The 19,742-nt window shown below is 55.1% G+C and carries 18 protein-coding genes; 6 read left to right on the plus strand and 12 right to left on the minus strand.

Annotation, left to right across the window (positions count from 1 at the left end; all coding sequences use genetic code 11):
* Positions 1–169 precede the first annotated feature (169 nt).
* Both norV and norW read left to right on the plus strand, forming a co-directional pair.
* Positions 170–1,618 carry an anaerobic nitric oxide reductase flavorubredoxin gene (gene norV, locus JTI85_RS17315; protein ID WP_048213024.1) on the plus strand — a complete coding sequence of 483 codons (1,449 nt, stop codon included), beginning with the start codon at positions 170–172 and terminating at the stop codon, positions 1,616–1,618.
* Positions 1,615–2,748, plus strand: a complete 1,134-nt coding sequence (norW, locus tag JTI85_RS17320) for an NADH:flavorubredoxin reductase NorW (protein ID WP_115601585.1) — start codon at positions 1,615–1,617, stop codon at positions 2,746–2,748. Before norV ends, norW begins: the two co-directional genes overlap by 4 nt.
* Before the next feature lie 810 nt (positions 2,749–3,558).
* Here the strand turns inward: norW and hypF are convergent.
* The 3 genes from hypF to JTI85_RS17335 form a co-directional block, all read right to left on the minus strand.
* On the minus strand, positions 3,559–5,799 hold the full coding sequence (gene hypF, locus JTI85_RS17325; RefSeq protein WP_172741792.1) for a carbamoyltransferase HypF: 2,241 nt from the start codon (positions 5,797–5,799) through the stop codon (positions 3,559–3,561).
* A 143-nt stretch (positions 5,800–5,942) separates the two neighbouring features.
* Positions 5,943–6,488, minus strand: a complete 546-nt coding sequence (hydN, locus tag JTI85_RS17330) for an electron transport protein HydN (RefSeq protein ID WP_003037366.1) — start codon at positions 6,486–6,488, stop codon at positions 5,943–5,945.
* A 151-nt stretch (positions 6,489–6,639) separates the two neighbouring features.
* Positions 6,640–7,647, minus strand: coding sequence for a LacI family DNA-binding transcriptional regulator (locus JTI85_RS17335; RefSeq protein ID WP_048213491.1), 1,008 nt, complete (start codon positions 7,645–7,647; stop codon positions 6,640–6,642).
* 264 nt (positions 7,648–7,911) lie between these two features.
* On the opposite strand from JTI85_RS17335, the gene ascF reads away from it, so the two are divergent.
* The 3 genes from ascF to JTI85_RS17350 all read left to right on the plus strand — a co-directional run bounded on the left by ascF (position 7,912) and on the right by JTI85_RS17350 (position 11,225).
* Positions 7,912–9,366, plus strand: coding sequence for a PTS cellobiose/arbutin/salicin transporter subunit IIBC (ascF, locus tag JTI85_RS17340; RefSeq protein WP_003037374.1), 1,455 nt, complete (start codon positions 7,912–7,914; stop codon positions 9,364–9,366).
* Between the two features lie 22 nt (positions 9,367–9,388).
* Complete coding sequence (locus tag JTI85_RS17345; protein WP_219351803.1) at positions 9,389–10,813, plus strand: 6-phospho-beta-glucosidase; 1,425 nt, start codon at positions 9,389–9,391, stop codon at positions 10,811–10,813.
* Positions 10,814–10,985: 172 nt separating this feature from the next.
* On the plus strand, positions 10,986–11,225 hold the full coding sequence (locus JTI85_RS17350; protein WP_003037379.1) for a SymE family type I addiction module toxin: 240 nt from the start codon (positions 10,986–10,988) through the stop codon (positions 11,223–11,225).
* A gap of 53 nt (positions 11,226–11,278) precedes the next feature.
* Here JTI85_RS17350 and hycI read toward each other — a convergent pair whose 3' ends face one another.
* The 9 genes from hycI to hycA form a co-directional block, all read right to left on the minus strand.
* The gene (gene hycI / locus JTI85_RS17355; protein WP_003037382.1) at positions 11,279–11,749 is read right to left on the minus strand and encodes a hydrogenase maturation peptidase HycI; all 471 of its coding nucleotides are present in this window, start codon (positions 11,747–11,749) and stop codon (positions 11,279–11,281) included.
* On the minus strand, positions 11,742–12,152 hold the full coding sequence (locus tag JTI85_RS17360) for a formate hydrogenlyase maturation HycH family protein (RefSeq protein ID WP_003037385.1): 411 nt from the start codon (positions 12,150–12,152) through the stop codon (positions 11,742–11,744). Before JTI85_RS17360 ends, hycI begins: the two co-directional genes overlap by 8 nt.
* Entirely contained in the window at positions 12,149–12,916 is a 768-nt protein-coding gene (hycG, locus tag JTI85_RS17365; protein WP_003037388.1) for a formate hydrogenlyase subunit HycG, read from the minus strand. Before hycG ends, JTI85_RS17360 begins: the two co-directional genes overlap by 4 nt.
* A complete protein-coding gene (hycF, locus tag JTI85_RS17370) occupies positions 12,916–13,458 on the minus strand; it encodes a formate hydrogenlyase subunit HycF (protein ID WP_003037391.1) in 543 nt (180 codons plus the stop codon). Before hycF ends, hycG begins: the two co-directional genes overlap by 1 nt.
* 9 nt (positions 13,459–13,467) lie before the next feature.
* Positions 13,468–15,177, minus strand: coding sequence for a formate hydrogenlyase subunit HycE (gene hycE / locus JTI85_RS17375; protein WP_003037393.1), 1,710 nt, complete (start codon positions 15,175–15,177; stop codon positions 13,468–13,470).
* Positions 15,178–15,194: 17 nt separating this feature from the next.
* Positions 15,195–16,118 carry a respiratory chain complex I subunit 1 family protein gene (locus JTI85_RS17380; protein ID WP_219351804.1) on the minus strand — a complete coding sequence of 308 codons (924 nt, stop codon included), beginning with the start codon at positions 16,116–16,118 and terminating at the stop codon, positions 15,195–15,197.
* Between the two features lie 2 nt (positions 16,119–16,120).
* A complete protein-coding gene (hycC, locus tag JTI85_RS17385) occupies positions 16,121–17,947 on the minus strand; it encodes a formate hydrogenlyase subunit 3 (protein WP_219351806.1) in 1,827 nt (608 codons plus the stop codon).
* A complete protein-coding gene (gene hycB / locus JTI85_RS17390) occupies positions 17,944–18,555 on the minus strand; it encodes a formate hydrogenlyase subunit HycB (protein WP_005130602.1) in 612 nt (203 codons plus the stop codon). The genes hycC and hycB overlap by 4 nt, the downstream gene beginning before the upstream one ends.
* Positions 18,556–18,698: 143 nt before the next feature.
* Positions 18,699–19,157, minus strand: coding sequence for a formate hydrogenlyase regulator HycA (gene hycA / locus JTI85_RS17395; RefSeq protein ID WP_115601576.1), 459 nt, complete (start codon positions 19,155–19,157; stop codon positions 18,699–18,701).
* 198 nt (positions 19,158–19,355) lie between these two features.
* Here hycA and hypA point away from each other — a divergent pair, with 198 nt between their 5' ends.
* Complete coding sequence (hypA, locus tag JTI85_RS17400; protein WP_115601575.1) at positions 19,356–19,727, plus strand: hydrogenase maturation nickel metallochaperone HypA; 372 nt, start codon at positions 19,356–19,358, stop codon at positions 19,725–19,727.
* Positions 19,728–19,742 lie beyond the last annotated feature (15 nt).

Here is a 19,742-nt window from a genome sequence, read left to right on the forward strand (position 1 = left end):
TGACAATTCATATTGTCATATTGACAATAAAACATATAGTCATTTTGACTACCACCTTATAGGTGGAAAAACAACTAATCCTTTAAAATCAAATAAATAAAAAGTTGGCACGCAACCTGCAATTAACAAAACATCTTTTTTGAAAAACGCTGAATTAATTGAGGTTGTTATGTCTATTCTGGTTAAAAATAACATTCATTGGGTTGGCCAACGTGACTGGGAAGTGCGTGATTTCCACGGAACTGAATACAAAACGCTGCGCGGCAGCAGCTACAACAGCTATCTCATCCGTGAAGAAAAAAATGTCCTGATTGATACCGTAGACCACAAGTTTAGCCGTGAATTCGTGCAGAACCTGCGCAGTGAAATTGACCTCGCGGATATCGACTACATCATCATTAACCACGCTGAAGAAGACCACGCCGGGGCGCTGACCGAGCTGATGTCCTGCATCCCGGACACGCCGATTTACTGCACCGCCAACGCCATTGACTCTATCAACGGGCACCACCATCACCCGGAATGGAACTTTAACGTAGTGAAAACCGGTGATTCGCTGGACATTGGTAACGGCAAGCAGCTGATCTTCGTTGAAACGCCGATGCTGCACTGGCCGGACAGTATGATGACCTACATGACCGGCGATGCGGTGCTGTTCAGTAACGACGCCTTCGGTCAGCACTACTGCGACGAACGTCTGTTTAACGACGAAGTTGACCAGACCGAGCTGTTCGAACAGTGCCAGCGCTACTATGCCAACATCCTGACGCCGTTCAGCCGTCTGGTTACACCGAAAATTACTGAGATCCTCGGCTTCAACCTGCCGGTCGATATGATTGCCACTTCCCATGGCGTGGTATGGCGCGACAACCCGACACAAATCGTTGAGCTGTACCTGAAATGGGCGGCGGATTATCAGGAAGACCGCATCACCATTTTCTACGACACCATGTCCAACAACACCCGCATGATGGCGGACGCGATTGCCCAGGGCATCAACGAAGTCGACCCGAACGTGGCGGTGAAAATCTTTAACGTCGCCCGCAGCGACAAAAACGAAGTTCTGACCAACGTCTTCCGCTCTAAAGGCGTGCTGGTCGGGACTTCCACAATGAACAACGTGATGATGCCGAAAATCGCCGGTCTGGTGGAAGAGATGACCGGCCTGCGTTTTCGTAACAAGCGTGCCAGCGCCTTTGGTTCACACGGCTGGAGCGGCGGTGCAGTAGACCGTTTGTCCACGCGTTTGCAGGATGCGGGCTTTGAAATGTCCCTGAGCCTGAAGGCCAAATGGCGTCCTGACCTCGATGCGCTGGAACTGTGCCGCCAGCACGGCCGTGAAATCGCGCGTCAGTGGGCGCTGGCTCCATTGCCGGAAACAACCGTGAAAGCCGTCGCCCAGGAAGAAGCCTGTGCCTGTGCCGCTGCGGCTGCCGCCGATCTTGGTCCCAGCATGCAGTGCAGCGTGTGCCAGTGGATTTACGATCCAGCAAAAGGTGAACCGCTGCAGGACGTTGCACCGGGTACGCCGTGGAGCGACGTGCCGGATAACTTCCTGTGCCCGGAATGTTCATTAGGTAAAGACGTCTTTGACGTACTGGCAACGGAGGCAAAATGAGCCACGGAATTGTCATCATTGGTTCGGGCTTTGCCGCCCGCCAGTTAGTCAAAAATATCCGTAAACAGGATGCGGCTGTTCCGCTGACCCTGATTGCCGCGGACAGCATGGATGAGTACAACAAGCCCGATCTCAGCCACGTTATCAGTCAGTCACAGCGTGCAGACGACCTCACCCGCCAGTCGGCGGGTGAGTTTGCCGAACAGTTTAATTTGCGCCTGTTCCCACATACCTGGGTAACCGACATCGACGCCGATGCCCACGTAGTGAAAAGTCAGGACAAGCAGTGGCAGTACGAAAAACTGGTGCTGGCAACGGGGGCTTCAGCCTTTGTACCTCCGGTTAGCGGGCGTGAGTTAATGCTTACATTGAACAGCCAACAAGAGTACCGCGCCTGTGAAACGCAGCTGCGTGACGCCCGGCGGGTACTGATTGTTGGCGGTGGCCTGATTGGTAGCGAACTGGCGATGGATTTCTGTCGTGCAGGTAAAGCGGTGACGCTTATCGACAACGCCGCCAGCATTCTGGCCTCGCTGATGCCGCCGGAAGTCAGCAGTCGCTTACAGCATCATCTGACCGATATGGGTGTCCATCTGCTGCTGAAATCACAGCTTCAGAGTCTGGAGAAAACCAGTACCGGTATTCGCGCCACGCTCGATCGTAGCCGCAACGTCGAAGTCGATGCGGTGATTGCCGCCACCGGCCTGCGCCCGGAAACCGCACTGGCGCGTCGCGCCGGATTGAACATCAATCGTGGCGTCTGCGTCGACAGCTACCTGCAGACCAGCCACCCGGACATTTATGCCCTCGGCGACTGTGCGGAAATTAACGGTCAGGTCCTGCCGTTCCTGCAGCCGATTCAGCTGAGCGCCATGTATCTGGCGAAAAACCTGCTCGGCGGCAATGCGCCATTGAAGCTGCCAGCGATGCTGGTAAAAGTCAAAACGCCGGAGTTGCCATTGCATCTGGCAGGGGAAACCCAGCGCCGCGATCTGAACTGGCATATTGCCGCCGAAGCGCAAGGTATGGTCGCCAGAGGGATGAACGACGAAGGCCAGCTGTGTGCCTTCGTCGTCAGTGAAGACCGCATGAAAGAGGCCTTTGCGCTGCTGAAAACGTTGCCCGTGTAAGTCCAGAGTTCCGTTGCTTGATTTATTAACCTCACGCACACGGATGTGCGTTGCCACTTGTCGGTATGCCCCGGCATGTTTTTCTTGCCCCGCCAGTCCCGTAATGCCAGTCAGTTAAGCATTATTGAGAACATGTAATTCCGGCTCAGGGTTCCGTTCACCTCAGCATTGTCATTTCTCTGAGGCTCGGAAACCCGTGAACGTGTAAGGGAGGCTCACCGCCGCCTCCCTTACATCCCAGGCTCCCGGCGGGAAAATCGTCGCTGCGCGATTCATTCGTCTTATGCCGTCTGCCTGTCGGGTCGGGGCCGAGCCTGCATCCCTGCAGGCCGTCCCCTCTGCCCGCATCCCTGCGGGCAGACCCGGTCAGCCGTCAACGCCTCATCGATTTTCAGCCGGACCRGGGTCATCGCTTCAACGCTCTGACTTCCAGCTCAATMTGTTTTGCTGTTTAAACAAAAAACGCAGATGGTCAGGTGTGGGCTGGTCCGGCTGAAAATTGCCRRCGTGTTTYCGTAAGGCCGGGAGAGCCARCATGRATGCTGGCTCAGGGCGCGYTTTGCAGGGACGCTACCTCGCGCCCGRCCCGRWAGCCTGRAGGAATAAKYGGAGGGAACCACGAAGTGGCAATTTTCCYGCCGGGAGCCGGGATTGTTAAGGGTACRGCGATAGTACCCTTAACACGTTCACGGGGACTACCATTTCAGATATGTGAAAAATTTAAGGTGAACGTAGCAATGCGACGGAGGCAACAGATTCATTACCTCCGGTTCGTTAACTGATAAGCATTACGCCAGTCCCGGGGCTTTTTTATTTTTGCGTCAACACCCGCGCTGCGGCAATCACGCCCTGCCCCAATGACAACCCGCCGTCGCCCGCCGGTAAACGCTGTGGGAACAGTAAGGTAAAATCACGCAGATAAAACGCCAGCCGGGATGACAATAAGCGGTTATGCATCACGCCGCCGCTGAAGACTAACGTTTTAATTCCGCGCGTTTCGGCCTGCTCACGCATCAGTGTGGCAAACCCACGCGCCAGCGCGTCGTGAAATGCCCACGCTCTTTCAGCAGGGGCGGTCTGCCAGGCCAGCCATTGCTGCCAAAAAGCCGCTAAGTCCAGATGATTGCCATTAAGCGGCACCGTAACAGGGTGATCAACGCCTGCACACTGCGATGCCAGCGCCTCCAGCGCGCAGGCAGCCTCACCTTCATAACTCAACGATTCCGGCGCACAATGCAACGCGGCGGCAACCGCATCAAACAAGCGCCCGCACGACGATGCCAGTGGGGCATTGATTCCCCGCTCGATAGCGCGCGCCAGTACGTTCCAGTTTTGCCGTTGCAACGCCGATGTTTCCGGGTAACCCTGCCAGTCAGGAACAAAACGCAGGCACTGCGCGAGCAAATTGCGCCATGGCTGTTTTGCCGCTAAATCGCCGCCCGCCAGCGCTACCGCCGGTAAGCCGCCAAGGTGTTCGCATTCACGGTAGTTGACCCGCAGACATTCGCCGCCCCACAGCACGCCATTTTCCCCCATGCCGATGCCATCCAGCGTCAGGGCAATCACATCGCCGCCGTCGAGCGGCCAGCCGTGCTCGGCCAGGCATGCCGCAGCATGCGCATGATGATGCAGCACCGTTTCGGTTGGCAGATTCATCTCGCTGGCCCACTGGCTGGAAACATAGCCAGGGTGCGCATCATGCACGATACGCTGCGGCGTAAAGTCATAAATGTTCTGGATCAGACGTAACGCATCACGCCACTGCTGCTGAATGCCGTCATCACTGAGATCGCCTAAATGCTGGCTGATAACCGCCTGTTCGCCGCGCACCAGGCAGAAAGTATTTTTCAGATCCGCGCCTAAGCACAACATCGGCGGCACGTCACGAAACCCCGGCGGCAGTGCTATCGCATCCGGCACGTAACCCCGGGAGCGGCGCAGTATTTCCCCACTGTCACGCACCACGGAGTCATCCATGCGCTGCATAATTTCACGGTTATGCAGCAGAAAACCATCAGCAATCTCACTTAAATCTTCCAGCGCCTGCGCATTGGTAATAGCAGGTGGCCTGCCGCTAAGATTGCCGGAGGTCATTACCAGCGGACAATTCATCTCTTGTAAGAGCAGATGCTGCAACGGATTCGCTGGCAGCATAACGCCTACTTCCGTTAACCCTGGCGCAATGCCCTCGCTCAATGCAGCGACATAGCGTTTCTGCATCAGCACGATTGGCGCGGCAGGGGTTGTCAGCAAATGACGTGCGGGTTCAGGTAATCCGTCATCAGCAGGCAGCATTACCGCCAGCGGTTTCGCCGGACGGTGTTTACGCAGCCTGAGCAGTGCGACGGCGTCATCATTGCGCGCATCGCACACCAGATGAAAGCCGCCAATGCCTTTCACGGCCACAATGCCGCCCGCTTTCAGCTGTGCCACCGCCGCCTGCAGGGCGTCTTCTTTTTCAGCCCGCACGTCAGTACTGATCCATTCCAGATGCGGGCCGCATGCCGGACAAGCAACAGGCTGGGCATGGAAGCGACGGTCATACGGGTCACGATACTCTTTGTCGCATTGCGCACAGAGCGGGAACGACGCCATCACGGTCAACGGACGGTCATACGGCATGGCGCGGATAATGGTAAAACGTGGGCCGCAGTGGGTGCAGTTGATAAAGGGATAACGATAGCGGCGTTCGCCGGGAGTGTTCATTTCAATCAGACATTCGGGGCAGGTCGCGGCGTCCGGAACGATCTGCGTATTCATCGTACCGCCAGCACTTTGACGAATCGAGAAGTCAGCAGGTTGCTGCGTCCAGGCGAATGCTTCGCTCTCAACGCTGTCAATGCGCGCCAGCGGTGGGCAGTGTTGATGTAACTGCGCAATAAACTCCGCCGGATCTTCCTGCAAGCGCACAACCACACCGTCACCGTCGTTACACACGTCGCCATGCAGCTGTAACCGTTGCGCCAGTTGCCAGACGTAGGGGCGAAATCCGACGCCCTGTACCTTGCCGCGAATACGCAACTGTACGCCGGAGGGGGTGTTTATTGTCATTAGATTTTTCCCGCAGTCATCAATCCCGGTTAGCCTGATGGCGCGATGCTTATCAGGCCTACGGGGATGCGAACAGTAGGCCGGATAAGGCGAAGCCGCCATCCGGCATAAGTACTACCGTATTTTACGCGGATTTGCAGATATCAGAACAGCAAAGATGCGGTGGAATCCAGCGCCGCGCGACGGCGTTTTTCCGCGCTCAGTTGCTCAAGCTTGTTGCGATCCACATAAATCAGCGCGTGAGTCGGGCAGACTTCCATACAGGCAGGACCGGCCTCACGGTGGTGGCACAGGTCGCACTTATTGGCTTCGGCTTTTTCTGCACGGACGTTCAGACCCGCGCCGCTGTTACGCACAACCGGACGCACGACCACTTCCATTGCGCCGTAAGGACAAGCCACAACGCAAGTTTTACAGCCAATGCAGCGTTCCTGCATTACGTGAACAAAACCTTTATCACGGCTGATCGCACCGTTCGGGCAGACGTTAGCGCACGGCGCGTCTTCACACTGGCGGCACAGCGTCGCCGTGGAGACATTAACGCCTTTGATGACGTGAATGCGGGGTAAAAAAGTTTCAGGGGTCAGCGATGCGCAGTCCTGGTTATCCTGATGGGATACCACGCAGGCCACTTCACAGGTACGGCAACCAATGCATTTATTGGCGTCTGCAATGATGAAACGGTTCATCAATTTCTCCAGCAATGACAGAATATCTGCCGAAGCATTCACAAATCGTGCCAGATTTTAATTTACTGTTATTAAAGGATTTTTATTATAATGAATACAAGGATGGCGTGTCATCGTCACTAGTGACGATGACAAATGACAGCCGTCAGCGCTAAGCGGGCGGCGCAACAGAGTCGCGCTGGATGAGTTCACCGGTGAAAGTCTTTGGCGGCGTAAACGCCCCGTCACCCAACATAAAGATCAGGCGCCCAATCGTTTCCTGAATCATTTCTGTTACCGGAATTTTTACGCTGGAAAGCGCAGGAATAGTGTATGGTGCGAGGGTGATATCATCGAAGCCAATCACCGACACCTGTAAAGGCACCCGCACACCATGGGCGTGTAACTGCTTCATCGCGCCGATCGCCATATCGTCATTGCTGGCCACCAGCGCGGTAAAATTGACCTTACGTGAAAGCAACGCATCAACGCCCGCAGCACCGCAGGCTGGCGTCCACTTTCCCTTAACAATCAAGTCATTATTAAGCGCAATACCATGATGTGCCAGCGCGTCTTTATAACCTGAAAGTCGCTCCACGCCGGTTGGAGAATCCATCGAGCCGGTAATAAAACCAATCTCTTTATGCCCGGCGGCAATGAGCTGAGTAACGGCGTTAAAGCTGGTCTGCTTTTGATCACACCATACGCTGTGGCTACTGTTTTTCCGCAGGCGTCGGTTAAGCACCATAATCGGCTGAGTATGGGCGTCGATGATATCGTCTATCTCATCCACACTGAGAAAACGCGGATAGATCATAATCGCGTCGCAGCGTAAGTCCAGAAGGTATTGGATCGCCTGGCGTTCTTCCTCAGCGCTGTGCTTACCGTCAGCCAGCAACAGCTGACGCCCCTTATCCTCCGCCATGCGTGCGGTATGAAATAACAGTTCGCTGAAATAGACGCCGTGATAAAGGGTGTTCGTCACCACCAGTCCCAGCGTCTGCGTGGTTTTCGCCGCCAGGCTACGCGCCAGCAAGTTAGGGCGATAACCACTCTCTTCAATGGCCTGAAACACGCGGTCTTTGGTCTCCTGGCTGACGTAGCCGTTCCCGGAAAGCACCCGGGAAACCGTCGCTTTCGACACGCCGGCACGCTTCGCCACCTCGAGCATCGTGGTCATATTACTCATCCCTATTCTCTCAATGTGACGCAGTGTACTGCACCGTTTCGCCGCTGTCCTTGCTGCTACATCGCAGACGCCAACATACAGTGATAAACATCACAATTACAATAAATTATCAAAATTAAATCTTGCTCAATATAAATAAATTAAACATTCTTTTGTGGAACCGGTTTCCTATCTGCGTTTCATAACCCAGAAAAGCGACCCAACGTAAACGGATAAAACATAACGTACCCTACTGATAAAACAGGATTAAATCCGATGTCCAAGAATTATGCAGCGCTGGCGCGCTCCGTTGTGACGGCTCTGGGAGGCGTTGACAACATCACAGCAGTGACCCACTGTATGACCCGTTTGCGTTTCGTTATCAAAGATGACTCGCAGGTCGACAGCGCGACGCTGAAGACGCTTTCTGGCGTACTTGGCGTGGTGCGTAGCGATAACCAGTGTCAGGTGATCATCGGCAATACCGTTTCGCAGGCGTATCGCGAAGTGGTCAGCCTGTTGCCTGCCAATATGCAGCCCGCAGAGCCGCAAACCAAACCCCGACTGACGCTGAAGCGGATTGGCGCGGGGATCCTCGACGCGCTGATCGGCACCATGTCGCCGTTGATCCCGGCAATTATCGGCGGATCAATGCTCAAGCTGCTGGCAATGATCCTCGAAATGACCGGCGTGCTGGAGAAAGGATCGTCCACGCTCACTATTCTGACCGTTATCGGCGACGGCGCATTTTTCTTCCTGCCGCTGATGGTCGCCGCGTCGGCAGCAATCAAATTCAAAACCAACATGTCACTGGCAATCGCCATCGCGGGTGTACTGGTGCATCCCAGCTTCATCGATCTGATGGCGAAGGCCGCGCAGGGTGAGCACGTTGAGTTTGCCCTGATCCCGGTGACGGCGGTGAAATATACCTACACGGTGATCCCGGCGCTGGTGATGACCTGGTGCCTGTCATACATCGAACGTTGGGTGGATCGCATCACTCCGGCAGTCACCAAAAACTTCCTTAAACCAATGCTGATCGTGCTGATCGCCGCGCCGCTCGCCATCGTCATCATTGGCCCGATCGGTATCTGGATCGGTAGCGCAATTTCCGCGCTGGTGTATACCATTCACGGCTATCTCGGTTGGCTGTCAGTGGCCATTATGGGCGCATTGTGGCCGCTGCTGGTGATGACCGGTATGCATCGCGTCTTCACGCCAACCATTATTCAGACCATTGCCGAAACCGGAAAAGAAGGCATGGTGATGCCGTCAGAAATCGGCGCCAACTTGTCGTTAGGCGGTTCATCGCTGGCAGTGGCATGGAAAACCAAAAACCCGGAACTGCGTCAGACGGCGTTAGCGGCAGCCGCCTCTGCCATCATGGCAGGGATTTCCGAACCCGCGCTGTATGGCGTGGCGATCCGCCTGAAACGTCCGCTGATTGCGAGCCTTATCAGCGGTTTTATCTGCGGTGCCGTTGCCGGAATGGCCGGACTTGCAAGCCACTCCATGGCGGCTCCTGGCCTGTTCACCAGCGTCCAGTTTTTCGATCCGGCCAATCCGATGACCATCGTCTGGGTATTTGGCGTGATGGCGCTGGCGGTAGTGCTTTCCTTTGTATTAACGCTGATTCTCGGCTTTGAAGATATTCCTGTCGAAGATGCAGCCGCGCAGGCCAGAAAAAACCAGGCCGCGCAACCGGGCAATATCAATGGAGCCAGCATTTGACTGGTATGAACTGAGGTTAATTATGTCTGTTTTTCCGCAAGGATTTTTATGGGGCGGCGCACTGGCCGCCAACCAGTCTGAAGGGGCATACCGGGAAGGCGGCAAAGGACTGACTACCGTCGATATGATCCCCCACGGCACACACCGGATGCCCGTCAAGCTGGGTCAGGAAAAGCGCTTTGCGCTACGGGATAACGAATTTTATCCCAGCCATCAGGCGATCGACTTTTATCATCGCTATAAAGAAGATATCGCGCTGATGGCGGAAATGGGGTTTACGGTATTTCGTACTTCCATTGCCTGGAGCCGTCTCTACCCTAACGGCGATGAGCTGACGCCGAATAAAGAGGGCATCGCGTTTTACCAGAACGTGTTTGCCGAGTGTAAAAAATACGGTATTGAGCCATTAGTCACGCTGTGTCACTTCGACGTGCCAATGCATCTGGTCACCGAGTACGGCTCCTGGCGTAACCGCAAAATGGTTGAGTTCTTTACCCGCTACGCCCGTACCTGCTTCGAGGCCTTTGACGGTCTGGTGAAGTACTGGCTGACGTTCAACGAAATCAACATTATGCTGCACAGCCCCTTTTCAGGCGCCGGGCTGGTATTTGAAGAAGGTGAAAATCAGGATCAGGTGAAATATCAGTCCGCTCACCACGAACTGATAGCCAGCGCCCTGGCGACGAAAATAGCCCATGAAATTAATCCGCAAAACCAGGTCGGTTGTATGCTGGCTGGCGGTAATTTTTATCCTTATTCCTGTAAACCAGAAGATGTGTGGACCGCGCTGGAAAAAGACCGCGAAAACCTGTTCTTTATTGATGTGCAGGCGCGCGGGGCCTACCCGGCTTATTCTGCCCGCGTGTTTCGCGAAAAAGGCGTGGTCATAGAAAAAGCCCCAGAAGATGACGACATCCTGAAAAACACCGTCGATTTCGTCTCGTTCAGCTATTACGCATCGCGCTGCGCCTCGGCGGAAATGAACACGGGCAATACCAGCGTCGCCAACGTGGTGAAGTCGCTGCGTAATCCGTATATTGCGGCCAGCGAATGGGGCTGGGGCATCGATCCGCTTGGTCTGCGCATCACCATGAATATGATGTATGACCGCTACCAGAAACCGCTATTTCTGGTGGAGAACGGGCTGGGAGCGAAGGATGAAATCGATGCCAATGGTGAGATCAATGACGACTATCGCATTAGTTATTTACGCGAACATATTCGCGCCATGGCAGACGCGATTGAAGATGGCGTGCCCCTAATGGGTTACACCACCTGGGGCTGTATCGATCTGGTTTCTGCCTCAACCGGTGAGATGAGCAAACGCTACGGTTTTGTGTATGTGGACCGCGATGACGCGGGCAACGGCACGCTGGCGCGCATCCGTAAGAAATCATTCTGGTGGTACAAAAAAGTAATCGCCAGCAACGGTGCCGATCTGGCATAACAGATCTGTCGGAGGGGGTTACAACCTTCCGGCAGAATTACATATTTTCATTTCATTTATTACATTCCAGATGTGGAATCGTCCTTCCAGTTTCAGGTTTGCCCTCATCCTTTTTTACTGGCATTTTATTCAGTAGTTTTTAATCCTGGCCGTTCACCACAAGGAAGCGTGCATGTTTGATAAAAAGGGCAAATCAGCAGAGGTAATCACCAAACCGGTACGTCGCTTGAAAGTCAGCTATGTCAGAAAACGCCATGAAGATCCAAAAACGGGTTACACGCGACGAATCAGTCGGCACGCCTCGCTCACGCTGAACGGCGACTGGCTGGAACAAGCTGGATTTCCGACCGGTACGGCAGTGAATGTATCAGTGATGCAGGGGAAATTAATTATTGAGCAGGCAATTGAATGACGAGGAAGGCGGGAAACAGGCCGGATGTCGTTCACATCCGGCACTGATACGGTTTACTCTTCTGGCGCTTCCAGCTCGGAGAATCCACCGTGTCCTTCCCAACCGGCTAATCGCTGATAGACGGTATCAACAGCATCTTTGATCGGCTGTGTCATCGGGTAGTAAAACCCGACGATGTCCGGTTGAATGCCGAGGAAAATCACCTCACCAACGTCGTCTTTCAACTGATCGACCAGGTAATTCAGCGGCATGTTATGGGTGGTCATCATGAACATCTCGGCAATGTCATCGGGATCGATAATGCGGATTTCACCTGGGTTCAGCCCCATATCGGTGGCATCAACAATCAACAAACGTTGCGGACGCAGTTCACGGATGGCGACGATATCGTTCTCCGGCGCGCTACCGCCGTCGATGACAACCCAGTTGCCTTGAGGATTTGCAGCACACATTTCGGCCAGCAGCGGGCCCGCGCCGTCATCGCCCATCATGCTGTTACCCACACATAATAAAACGTCAGTCACGGTGTCTCCTCACCATCAGATAGATGGCGCTTTCCTGGTGTATGTCGTGCAGCATGCTAAGCATCAGCTTGCTCCACTCCTGCTGCTGCGGGGTCTGTACGGCACGCGCATCATCGAACGCGCGTGCCAGCATTTGCACATGGTTGAAATCGATGACGATCTCGCCGTATTTCGGCACACCTTCCATTTTCCGGCGGGCTTCGCTTCCCTCAGCAAGGGTAGCAATCCATGCCAGATATTCGTCCCATGGACAAGTTAACGCCGCTTCCAGGCAATCGATGATCCCAAGGTGGTGACCAATCGCCAGGCTGTAATAGACAACCTGCTGCGCCTCAGCGGGCGTCGCATCGTTCTCATCAATAAACTTACGGCTCAGTTGACTGAACACCACCGTTTCACTCATCGGATACGCGCCTCTTCGACAACATGGTTAAGATGCGTGACGATCTCGGTCAGACGCGGATCGTTTTCCGCTTCCAGCCAGCGCGCCACCTGATGCTCGCCCTGCCCTAACTGCGTCATATAGTCATCAGCAATCTGGCGACCGTAGCGGTATCCCGCCAGACGGCGAGCCTCGCGATCCACCTTCACTCGCAGCGGCTGAACCATATCCGGATGCAGAATTTCCGCCGGCTGTTCGTCCAGTTCACCCGGCGCACGCGCGTGAATTTTTTGTTCCAGCAGACCCAGCGCCATGGCAAAACCATACAGCGTGGCTGCAGGCGTTGGCGGGCAGCCAGGGATATACACATCCACCGGTACGATTTTGTCCGTGCCGCCCCATACGCAGTATAAGTCGTGGAAAATACCGCCGCTGTTACCGCAAGCACCGTAAGAGATACAAATTTTCGGGTCTGGCGCAGACTGCCAGGCGCGCAGCGCCGGAGAGCGCATGGCACGGGTTACCGCGCCGGTAAACAGCAGGATATCCGCATGGCGCGGGGACGGTACCACTTTGATGCCAAAACGTTCGGCGTCAAACAGCGGAGAAAGCGTGGCGAAGATTTCGATTTCGCAACCGTTGCAGCCGCCGCAGTCCACACGGTAAACGTACGCTGAACGCTTGATGCTTTTTAGCAGCGACGCTTTCATGCTGGCAATGGATTCATCCACCGTCATCGGTACCGGAATACCGTTGGCGTCACGTGGGCCTAATAAATTGCTCATCAGCTGGCCTCTTTCATATGGCGAGTCAGTTCAATACGGTCAGACGGCACCAGGCATTTCTGGCGCTTACAGTCCGGGCAGGTCTCAAAGCTTTCACGGTGGTTTTCCGCGCGGCTATCACCGTTGTGCTTAAGCAGCGCAATGGCGTAATCAATCTCTTTTTGTACCGCAAACGGACGGTTACATACGCGGCAATTACACAGCGCAAAGCGGGACTGCTGCAGGAAATCCTCTTTCTTCCACACCGCCAGCTCATATTCCTGCGACAGCTTGATCGCCGCCGTCGGGCAGACCTCTTCACAGCGGGCGCAGAAGATGCAGCGACCGAGATTGAACTGCCACGCTAGCTCATTGGTGGCCAGATCGGTTTCTACCGTCAACGCGTTCGACGGGCACGCATTCACACAGGCCGCACAGCCAATGCACTGCTGCGGGTTATGTTCCGGTTTGCCACGGAAGTTTTTATCGACCGCGATCGGCTCCAGCGGATACGACGACGTCGGAGCCCCGGTTTTGATGACTTTTTTGATAAAGGTAAACATGGCGATTCCTTATTTCAGCGGCGAGTTTTTACGCTCGATGCTGTAGCGCTCAAGTTCTTTGTACGGCACGACTTTGCTCTTCTTCTTACGTACATCGACCACGGTCATACGGTCAGTACAGGAGTAGCAAGGATCGAGGCTACCGATAATCAGCGGCGCATCGGAAACGGTATTACCACGCAGCATGTAGCGCAGCGTCGGCCAGTTGGCGTAGGTCGCCGCACGGCAGCGCCAGCGATACAGTTTCTGGTTGTCGCCGGTCATGCTCCAGTGAATGTCATCTCCGCGCGGCGCTTCAGCAAAGCCCAGTGCGAAACGGTGAGGAATGTAGGTAAAGCCTTCCACCATCAGCGGGCCGCCCGGCAGGTTATCCAGACCAAAGTCGATCATATTCAGTGCGGTGTAGACTTCATTAATACGAACTTTAAGACGAGAAATAACGTCGCAGCCTTGCTCGCTATGAACTTCCATCGGCAGCAGACCATAACCGACAAACGGGTGATCGGCGCGGGTGTCACGCGCGTGACCGCTGGCGCGTACCATCGGGCCGACGTTACTGAAGTCGCGGGCAATTTCCGGATCCAGACGACCAATACCAACGGTACGCTGTTCCATATTCGGCGTGCTGAGCAGCATATCGACCAGTTCCTGCACGTCACGACGCATCTGCTGCGCCAGTTGACGGGTCTGGATCATATCTTCTTTCAGCAGATCACGACGGATACCGCCGATCAGGTTCAGACCGTAGGTTTTACGCGCCCCGGTGAGGATCTCCGCCATCTTCATCGACGTTTCACGCACGCGGAAGAACTGCATAAAGCCGGAGTCAAAACCGGTGAAGTGACAGGCCAGGCCGAGGTTCAGCAGGTGCGAGTGCAGACGCTCAACTTCCAGTAGAATGGCACGGATCATCTGCGCACGTTCCGGCACCACGATGCCCATCGCATTCTCAACGGAGGTGGTATAGGCGGTGCTATGCGCAAAGCCGCAGATGCCACACACGCGATCTGACAGGAACGTCACTTCGTTGTAACCCATACGGGTTTCCGCCAGTTTCTCCATGCCGCGGTGGACATAGAACAGACGGTAGTCGGCATCGATAATGTTCTCGCCGTCCACGAACAGGCGGAAGTGACCGGGTTCATCGGAGGTGACGTGCAACGGGCCAATCGGCACCACGTTATTTTTCTTGTCGCCCAGTTCGTTGATGAACTCGTAGGTTTCAGCATCGGTAGTCGGCGCCGGGCGCTGACGATAATCCATGCTGTCTTTACGCAGCGGATAGAGTTCGTCGGGCCAGTCATCGGGCAGTACCAGACGACGCTCATCCGGTAAACCAACCGGGATCAAACCGTACATATCGCGCACTTCGCGCTCGCCCCAGACCGCAGCCGGAACGCGCGGCGTGACGGACGGGAACTCCAGCTTATTGGCATCGACTTCAACGCGGACGGTTATCCAGCATTTGGTGCCCTGCTCCATCGACATCACGTAGTAAACAGCGTAATGGCCGCACAGCTGGCGCTCGTCGTTACCAAACAACACGGACAACCAGCCGCCCTGTTTGTAGTACAGGAACTCCACCACTTCCGGCAGGTAGTTCACCTTGACGGTGATCGTCAGCTGATCTTTGGTCTGCCAGGCTTCATCCAGCACCACGCCCGGAAAGGCCTGATGCAGCGCAGCGAGATATTGTTGACCTAATTTTTCTTCAGACATGCTCAAACTCTCTTAAATCACGCCACCAGCAAGGAGACGAACGCTAAAAACGCAAACCCAAAACCGGCCCAGGTCACGCGTGAAGTGGCGCAAAAACGCAGACGCGCCATGCTGTTTTCGAACAGGGCGATGACCAGCACGCCGAGGACCAGTTTGACGACGGCAATCACCAGCGCCAGCAGCAGCCCACCCGCGGTGAAGGTTTCCATCTGTCCCCACGGCAGGAACACACCAACGAACATTTGCAGAACGACCAGTTGCTTGAGGCTAATGCCCCATTTCAGCACGGCAAAACCGCTGCCGCTGTATTCAGTCAATGGACCTTCCTGCAGCTCTTGCTCTGCTTCTGCCAGATCGAATGGCAGTTTGCCCATTTCGATAAAGGTGGCGAAAGCACAGGCGCACAGTGCCAGAATCAGCGGGATGCTGCGCGCAGCAGGCCAGTGGTAAATGGTATCGGCGATATTGCTGATATGGGTTGAACCTGCAACCTGTGCCGCTACCCACAGCCCCAGCAGCAGGATAGGTTCAACCAGCACGCCGAGCATCGCTTCACGGCTGGCACCAATGGCGGTAAACGGGCTACCGGTATCCAGTCCCGCGATAGAGAAGAAGAAACGGGCAATGGCGAACAGGTAAACTAAGGTGATCAGATCGCCCAGTTGCGGCAGCGGTGAGCCAACGGTCACTACCGGCAACGCAGTGGCGATAGTCAGCATCACGCCCACCATCACAAACGGCGTCAGGCGGAAAACCCAGCTGGAATCCGCAGGCGCAATGCTCTGACGGCCCAGCAGTTTGATAATGTCGCGGTATTCCTGCAAAACGCCAGGACCACGGCGATTGTGCAAACGCGCACGCGCCACGCGGGTAACGCCGGACAGCAGCGGCGCAACGGCAAACAGCACCAGCGCCTGAATTAACGGATATAAAACACTCATTCTCAGGCTCCTCGTGAAACCACAATCACCACCAGCACCGCCAGCTCAATTAGCGCCAGTCGACGGAACAGCACCGGTGCAGCCGCATTCTGCCAGCCCGGAATCAGTGATACCGGGTTTAGCCATTTACGCAGTTTGAGTACCGGGGCAAAGGCTTCTTTCACCGGCATGGCAAAACCGTGTGCGGTAATGACCATTGACTGCTCGTGATCGTAACCACACACCCATGCCGCACCGCGTGAACGCGACGGCAGACGGTTGCCTTTGAAAATTGCCATGATGATGAACGGCAGCAGCGGACATGCTATCAGCAGCAGCGTGATCATTGGCTGAGAAACGGTGGTGTTCGCAGTTTCCAGCGGCAGCGGAACGGCAGAGGAGATCATCGGCAGCAGCCACGGCGCAGCCACGCCGCCAATCACGCAACAGATAGCCAGCGCAACGACGCTCACACCCATCAGGATTGGCGCGCAGCAGGCGTTTTCAGCTTCCTTCGTGCGCGGTGCGCCAAGGAAAGTAACGCCATAGACTTTCGCCATACACATCACCGCCAGCGCGCCGGTAATCGCCAGTCCTACCGCCAGCAACGGTCCTAAAAAACGGCCGACAAATGCGCCGCTGTTGCCAAGCTTAAAGAAGGACTGGTAGATAACCCACTCACCGGCAAAACCGTTCAGCGGCGGCAGCGCGGCCATCGCCATCAGACCAACCAGCATCGCCAGAGAGATAACCGGCATGCGTTTGCCGATACCGCCCAGTTTTTCGATATCACGATGACCGGTACGGAACCAGATGCTGCCTGCGCCCAGGAACAGAACGCTTTTGAACAGGCTGTGGTTTACCAGGTGGTACAGACCGCCGGTCAAACCCAGCGCAATCAGCGCCGGTTGATTCAGGGAAATCCCGGTCACGCCAGCGCCCAGCCCCAGCAGAATAATGCCGATGTTTTCCAGCGTGTGGTACGCCAGCAGACGCTGGATGTTGTGCTCCATCAGCGCATACAGACCGCCAACAAACGCGGTGATCATCCCCAGCACCAGCAGCGTAACGCCCCACCACAGCGGCGCGTTACCGCCCAGCAGCGACAGCGACAGAATACCCAGCAGACCCACCTTCATGACGACGGTAGAGAACAGTGCCGCAGCCGGTGCGCTGGCATTGGCGTGAGCCTGTGGCACCCAACCATGCAGAGGAATAATTCCGGCCAGCAGGCCAAAACCCGCCACGCCCAGCAGCCAGATGTCGGCGCCGAGCGGCAGCTCCTGGGTACGCAGATCAAGCAGACGCAGCTCCAGGGTGCCGTAGCGTTGCCACACAAGGTAGCAGGCAACCGCCAGCAGCAGCGTACCAATACGTCCCAGCGCAAACCACAGTTTGCCTTCTTTACTGCATCCGGTGAGGAACACAGCACACAGCGCCATGATTTCCGCCATCACCACCAGCGTACCGAGGTTGCTGGCAACCACCGCACATACCGCCGCGGCCATCAGCAGATTCACCAGCAGGCCGTTAGCTTTCACCTGCGGATGACGATGCCAGTCAATGTTGTACAGGCTGACAAACAGACCGCACAGACCCAACGTAATCAGCCAGATAGCGTTCAGCGGCGTCATTTGCAGACTGTGACCAATAAACGGCATCACGCCGCTGACCGCCAGCCCATTAATCAGTACGCTAAAACCCGCAGCCGCCGTATACAGGCTGCCCACCGCACCGCCAACCCCGGCAATCCAGCCACTCAACGATTTATGAAATGAAAACAGAAATGCCAGAACCGCCGCCGCTGTAAACCAGGCCACGCCGCTGTTAATTAGTGAAATTGCGCTCATTTTGCATCCCCACTCTGAGCCTGCTGAAACAAGGTGAGATCGCCGAAATCGGTGTTGAAAGTCAGCTCACGCTTACGTTTGCTGGCGCGGGCGATATCCATGTTGCTCACCAGGTGCAGGGCTTTGGTTGGGCACATGCGCACGCAGGCCGGACCTTGCTCGTCAAAACTGCACAGATCGCATTTCACCGCGATGGCGCGAACGCCCGGAACCCAGTCCAGCAGCGTGCTCACACGCGCAGGCGCCGGCGGAGCCGGAGGCGCTTTTGGCGTATTGGCGTTCGCCGGGATGTGCAGCGGACGGCTGCCGGAAAACTCAATCGCGCCGAACGGACAGGCAATCCCGCACAATTTGCAGCTGACGCACAGGCTTTCATTCAGCTGTACGGCGCCATCGACACGGTTAATCGCATTAACCGGACAAACGGTGGCGCAAGGCGCATCTTCACACTGGTGGCAAAGCTGCGGCGCGGATTCTTTTTCATTTAACATCACTTTCAGGCGCGGCATTGACTGCAGGCCATGCTGGCGATGTGTCTCTGAGCAGGCGGCTTCACAGGTGTGGCAGCCAATACAAAGAGTGGAGTCAGCAATTACAAAACGATTCACCAGGCATTCCTCAGGTGATAGTCATTTTTGACGAAAACATGTCTGCAAAATGTCATTTCGACATTTTTCGACATGCCCATTCCCTAAAACATCGTGACGCAGTATGAAACCGCATCATGACAAAACTGGACGGCCCCCGAGGCTTAAGCCGGGCTATGTCCCTCAACCAGCTGGCTTAAATTCACCGGCATATTGTTCTCAACCGCGGTGTACAAGCTGTCGTAGACGCTGGCGATTTTTTCGAGATAGTGCTCCAGCACCTGCTCGCGATCGCGGTTGCTGATACGCTCATCGACCTTACCGTCGATGGTCAATTCTGCCTGTGCAATCAGCTGCTTATCATCACCGTCTTTCGTTTCGACGTAGTATTCGATGGTATGACTGTTAAAACCGTCCGCCAGCGTGACGTAGATAGTGAAGTGTTCAAAAAGGACGAAGCAGAGATCTTTGTCCGGTGCGCAGCTCATTGCATGATGCAAACGCGCTTTTGACAGGGTGATCCCCTGAACCAGCGAGTTACAGTAAATACGCCACTGGTCCTGTAGGCGACGATGCCGTTCAGCGATGTAATCGGCTTTTTCGCTTATTTCCCAAATAGTCATGTCAGGTTACCCGTTTAGCAGAGATGAACAGCCTTAAGCACATTTCATGCCAAAATTAAATTACTTAATTTTCATATAGATAAAAAATCAAAGGCGGGTGACGACATGTCATTTCGTCATCGTCGTCATTGTCACGAATGAAAAAATTCAACCTGGCATGCTTATTGCTTTTGATACGGCAACTTCACAGGAGGCGGTATGCACGAAATAACCCTCTGCCAACGGGCACTGGAATTGATTGAACAACAGGCCACCCAACACGGCGCAAAGCGGGTAACTGGGGTCTGGCTCAAAATTGGCGCATTTTCTTGCGTAGAAACCAGCGCTCTCGCCTTTTGTTTTGATCTGGTATGCCGTGGCACCCTTGCAGAAGGTTGTAAACTCCACCTCGAAGAACAAGAAGCCGAATGTTGGTGCGAATCTTGTCAGCAATACGTCACGTTACTGACGCAACGCGTGCGCCGATGTCCGCAATGCAACAGCGATATGCTGAGAATTGTGGCTGATGACGGCTTACAGATTCGACGTATTGAAATAGATCAGACTCCAGCGCCGGATGGCGACGCTTAAGCGTCTTATCCAGCC

Origin of the sequence: Citrobacter sp. Colony219 (genome assembly GCF_019382635.1) — a bacterium.
Classification (GTDB): domain Bacteria; phylum Pseudomonadota; class Gammaproteobacteria; order Enterobacterales; family Enterobacteriaceae; genus Citrobacter; species Citrobacter youngae.

Excerpts from the sequence above, each read along its gene's own strand:
- hypA (WP_115601575.1), top strand. The coding sequence starts at position 19,356 with ATGCACGAAATAACCCTCTGCCAACGGGCACTGGAATTGATTGAACAA.
- hycF (WP_003037391.1), bottom strand. The coding sequence starts at position 13,458 with ATGTTTACCTTTATCAAAAAAGTCATCAAAACCGGGGCTCCGACGTCG.
- JTI85_RS17345 (WP_219351803.1), top strand. The coding sequence starts at position 9,389 with ATGTCTGTTTTTCCGCAAGGATTTTTATGGGGCGGCGCACTGGCCGCC.
- JTI85_RS17350 (WP_003037379.1), top strand. The coding sequence starts at position 10,986 with ATGTTTGATAAAAAGGGCAAATCAGCAGAGGTAATCACCAAACCGGTA.
- norW (WP_115601585.1), top strand. The coding sequence starts at position 1,615 with ATGAGCCACGGAATTGTCATCATTGGTTCGGGCTTTGCCGCCCGCCAG.
- hycC (WP_219351806.1), bottom strand. The coding sequence starts at position 17,947 with ATGAGCGCAATTTCACTAATTAACAGCGGCGTGGCCTGGTTTACAGCG.
- JTI85_RS17335 (WP_048213491.1), bottom strand. The coding sequence starts at position 7,647 with ATGACCACGATGCTCGAGGTGGCGAAGCGTGCCGGCGTGTCGAAAGCG.
- JTI85_RS17380 (WP_219351804.1), bottom strand. The coding sequence starts at position 16,118 with ATGAGTGTTTTATATCCGTTAATTCAGGCGCTGGTGCTGTTTGCCGTT.
- hydN (WP_003037366.1), bottom strand. The coding sequence starts at position 6,488 with ATGAACCGTTTCATCATTGCAGACGCCAATAAATGCATTGGTTGCCGT.
- norV (WP_048213024.1), top strand. The coding sequence starts at position 170 with ATGTCTATTCTGGTTAAAAATAACATTCATTGGGTTGGCCAACGTGAC.
- hycA (WP_115601576.1), bottom strand. The coding sequence starts at position 19,157 with ATGACTATTTGGGAAATAAGCGAAAAAGCCGATTACATCGCTGAACGG.
- hypF (WP_172741792.1), bottom strand. The coding sequence starts at position 5,799 with ATGACAATAAACACCCCCTCCGGCGTACAGTTGCGTATTCGCGGCAAG.
- JTI85_RS17360 (WP_003037385.1), bottom strand. The coding sequence starts at position 12,152 with ATGAGTGAAACGGTGGTGTTCAGTCAACTGAGCCGTAAGTTTATTGAT.
- hycE (WP_003037393.1), bottom strand. The coding sequence starts at position 15,177 with ATGTCTGAAGAAAAATTAGGTCAACAATATCTCGCTGCGCTGCATCAG.
- hycG (WP_003037388.1), bottom strand. The coding sequence starts at position 12,916 with ATGAGCAATTTATTAGGCCCACGTGACGCCAACGGTATTCCGGTACCG.
- ascF (WP_003037374.1), top strand. The coding sequence starts at position 7,912 with ATGTCCAAGAATTATGCAGCGCTGGCGCGCTCCGTTGTGACGGCTCTG.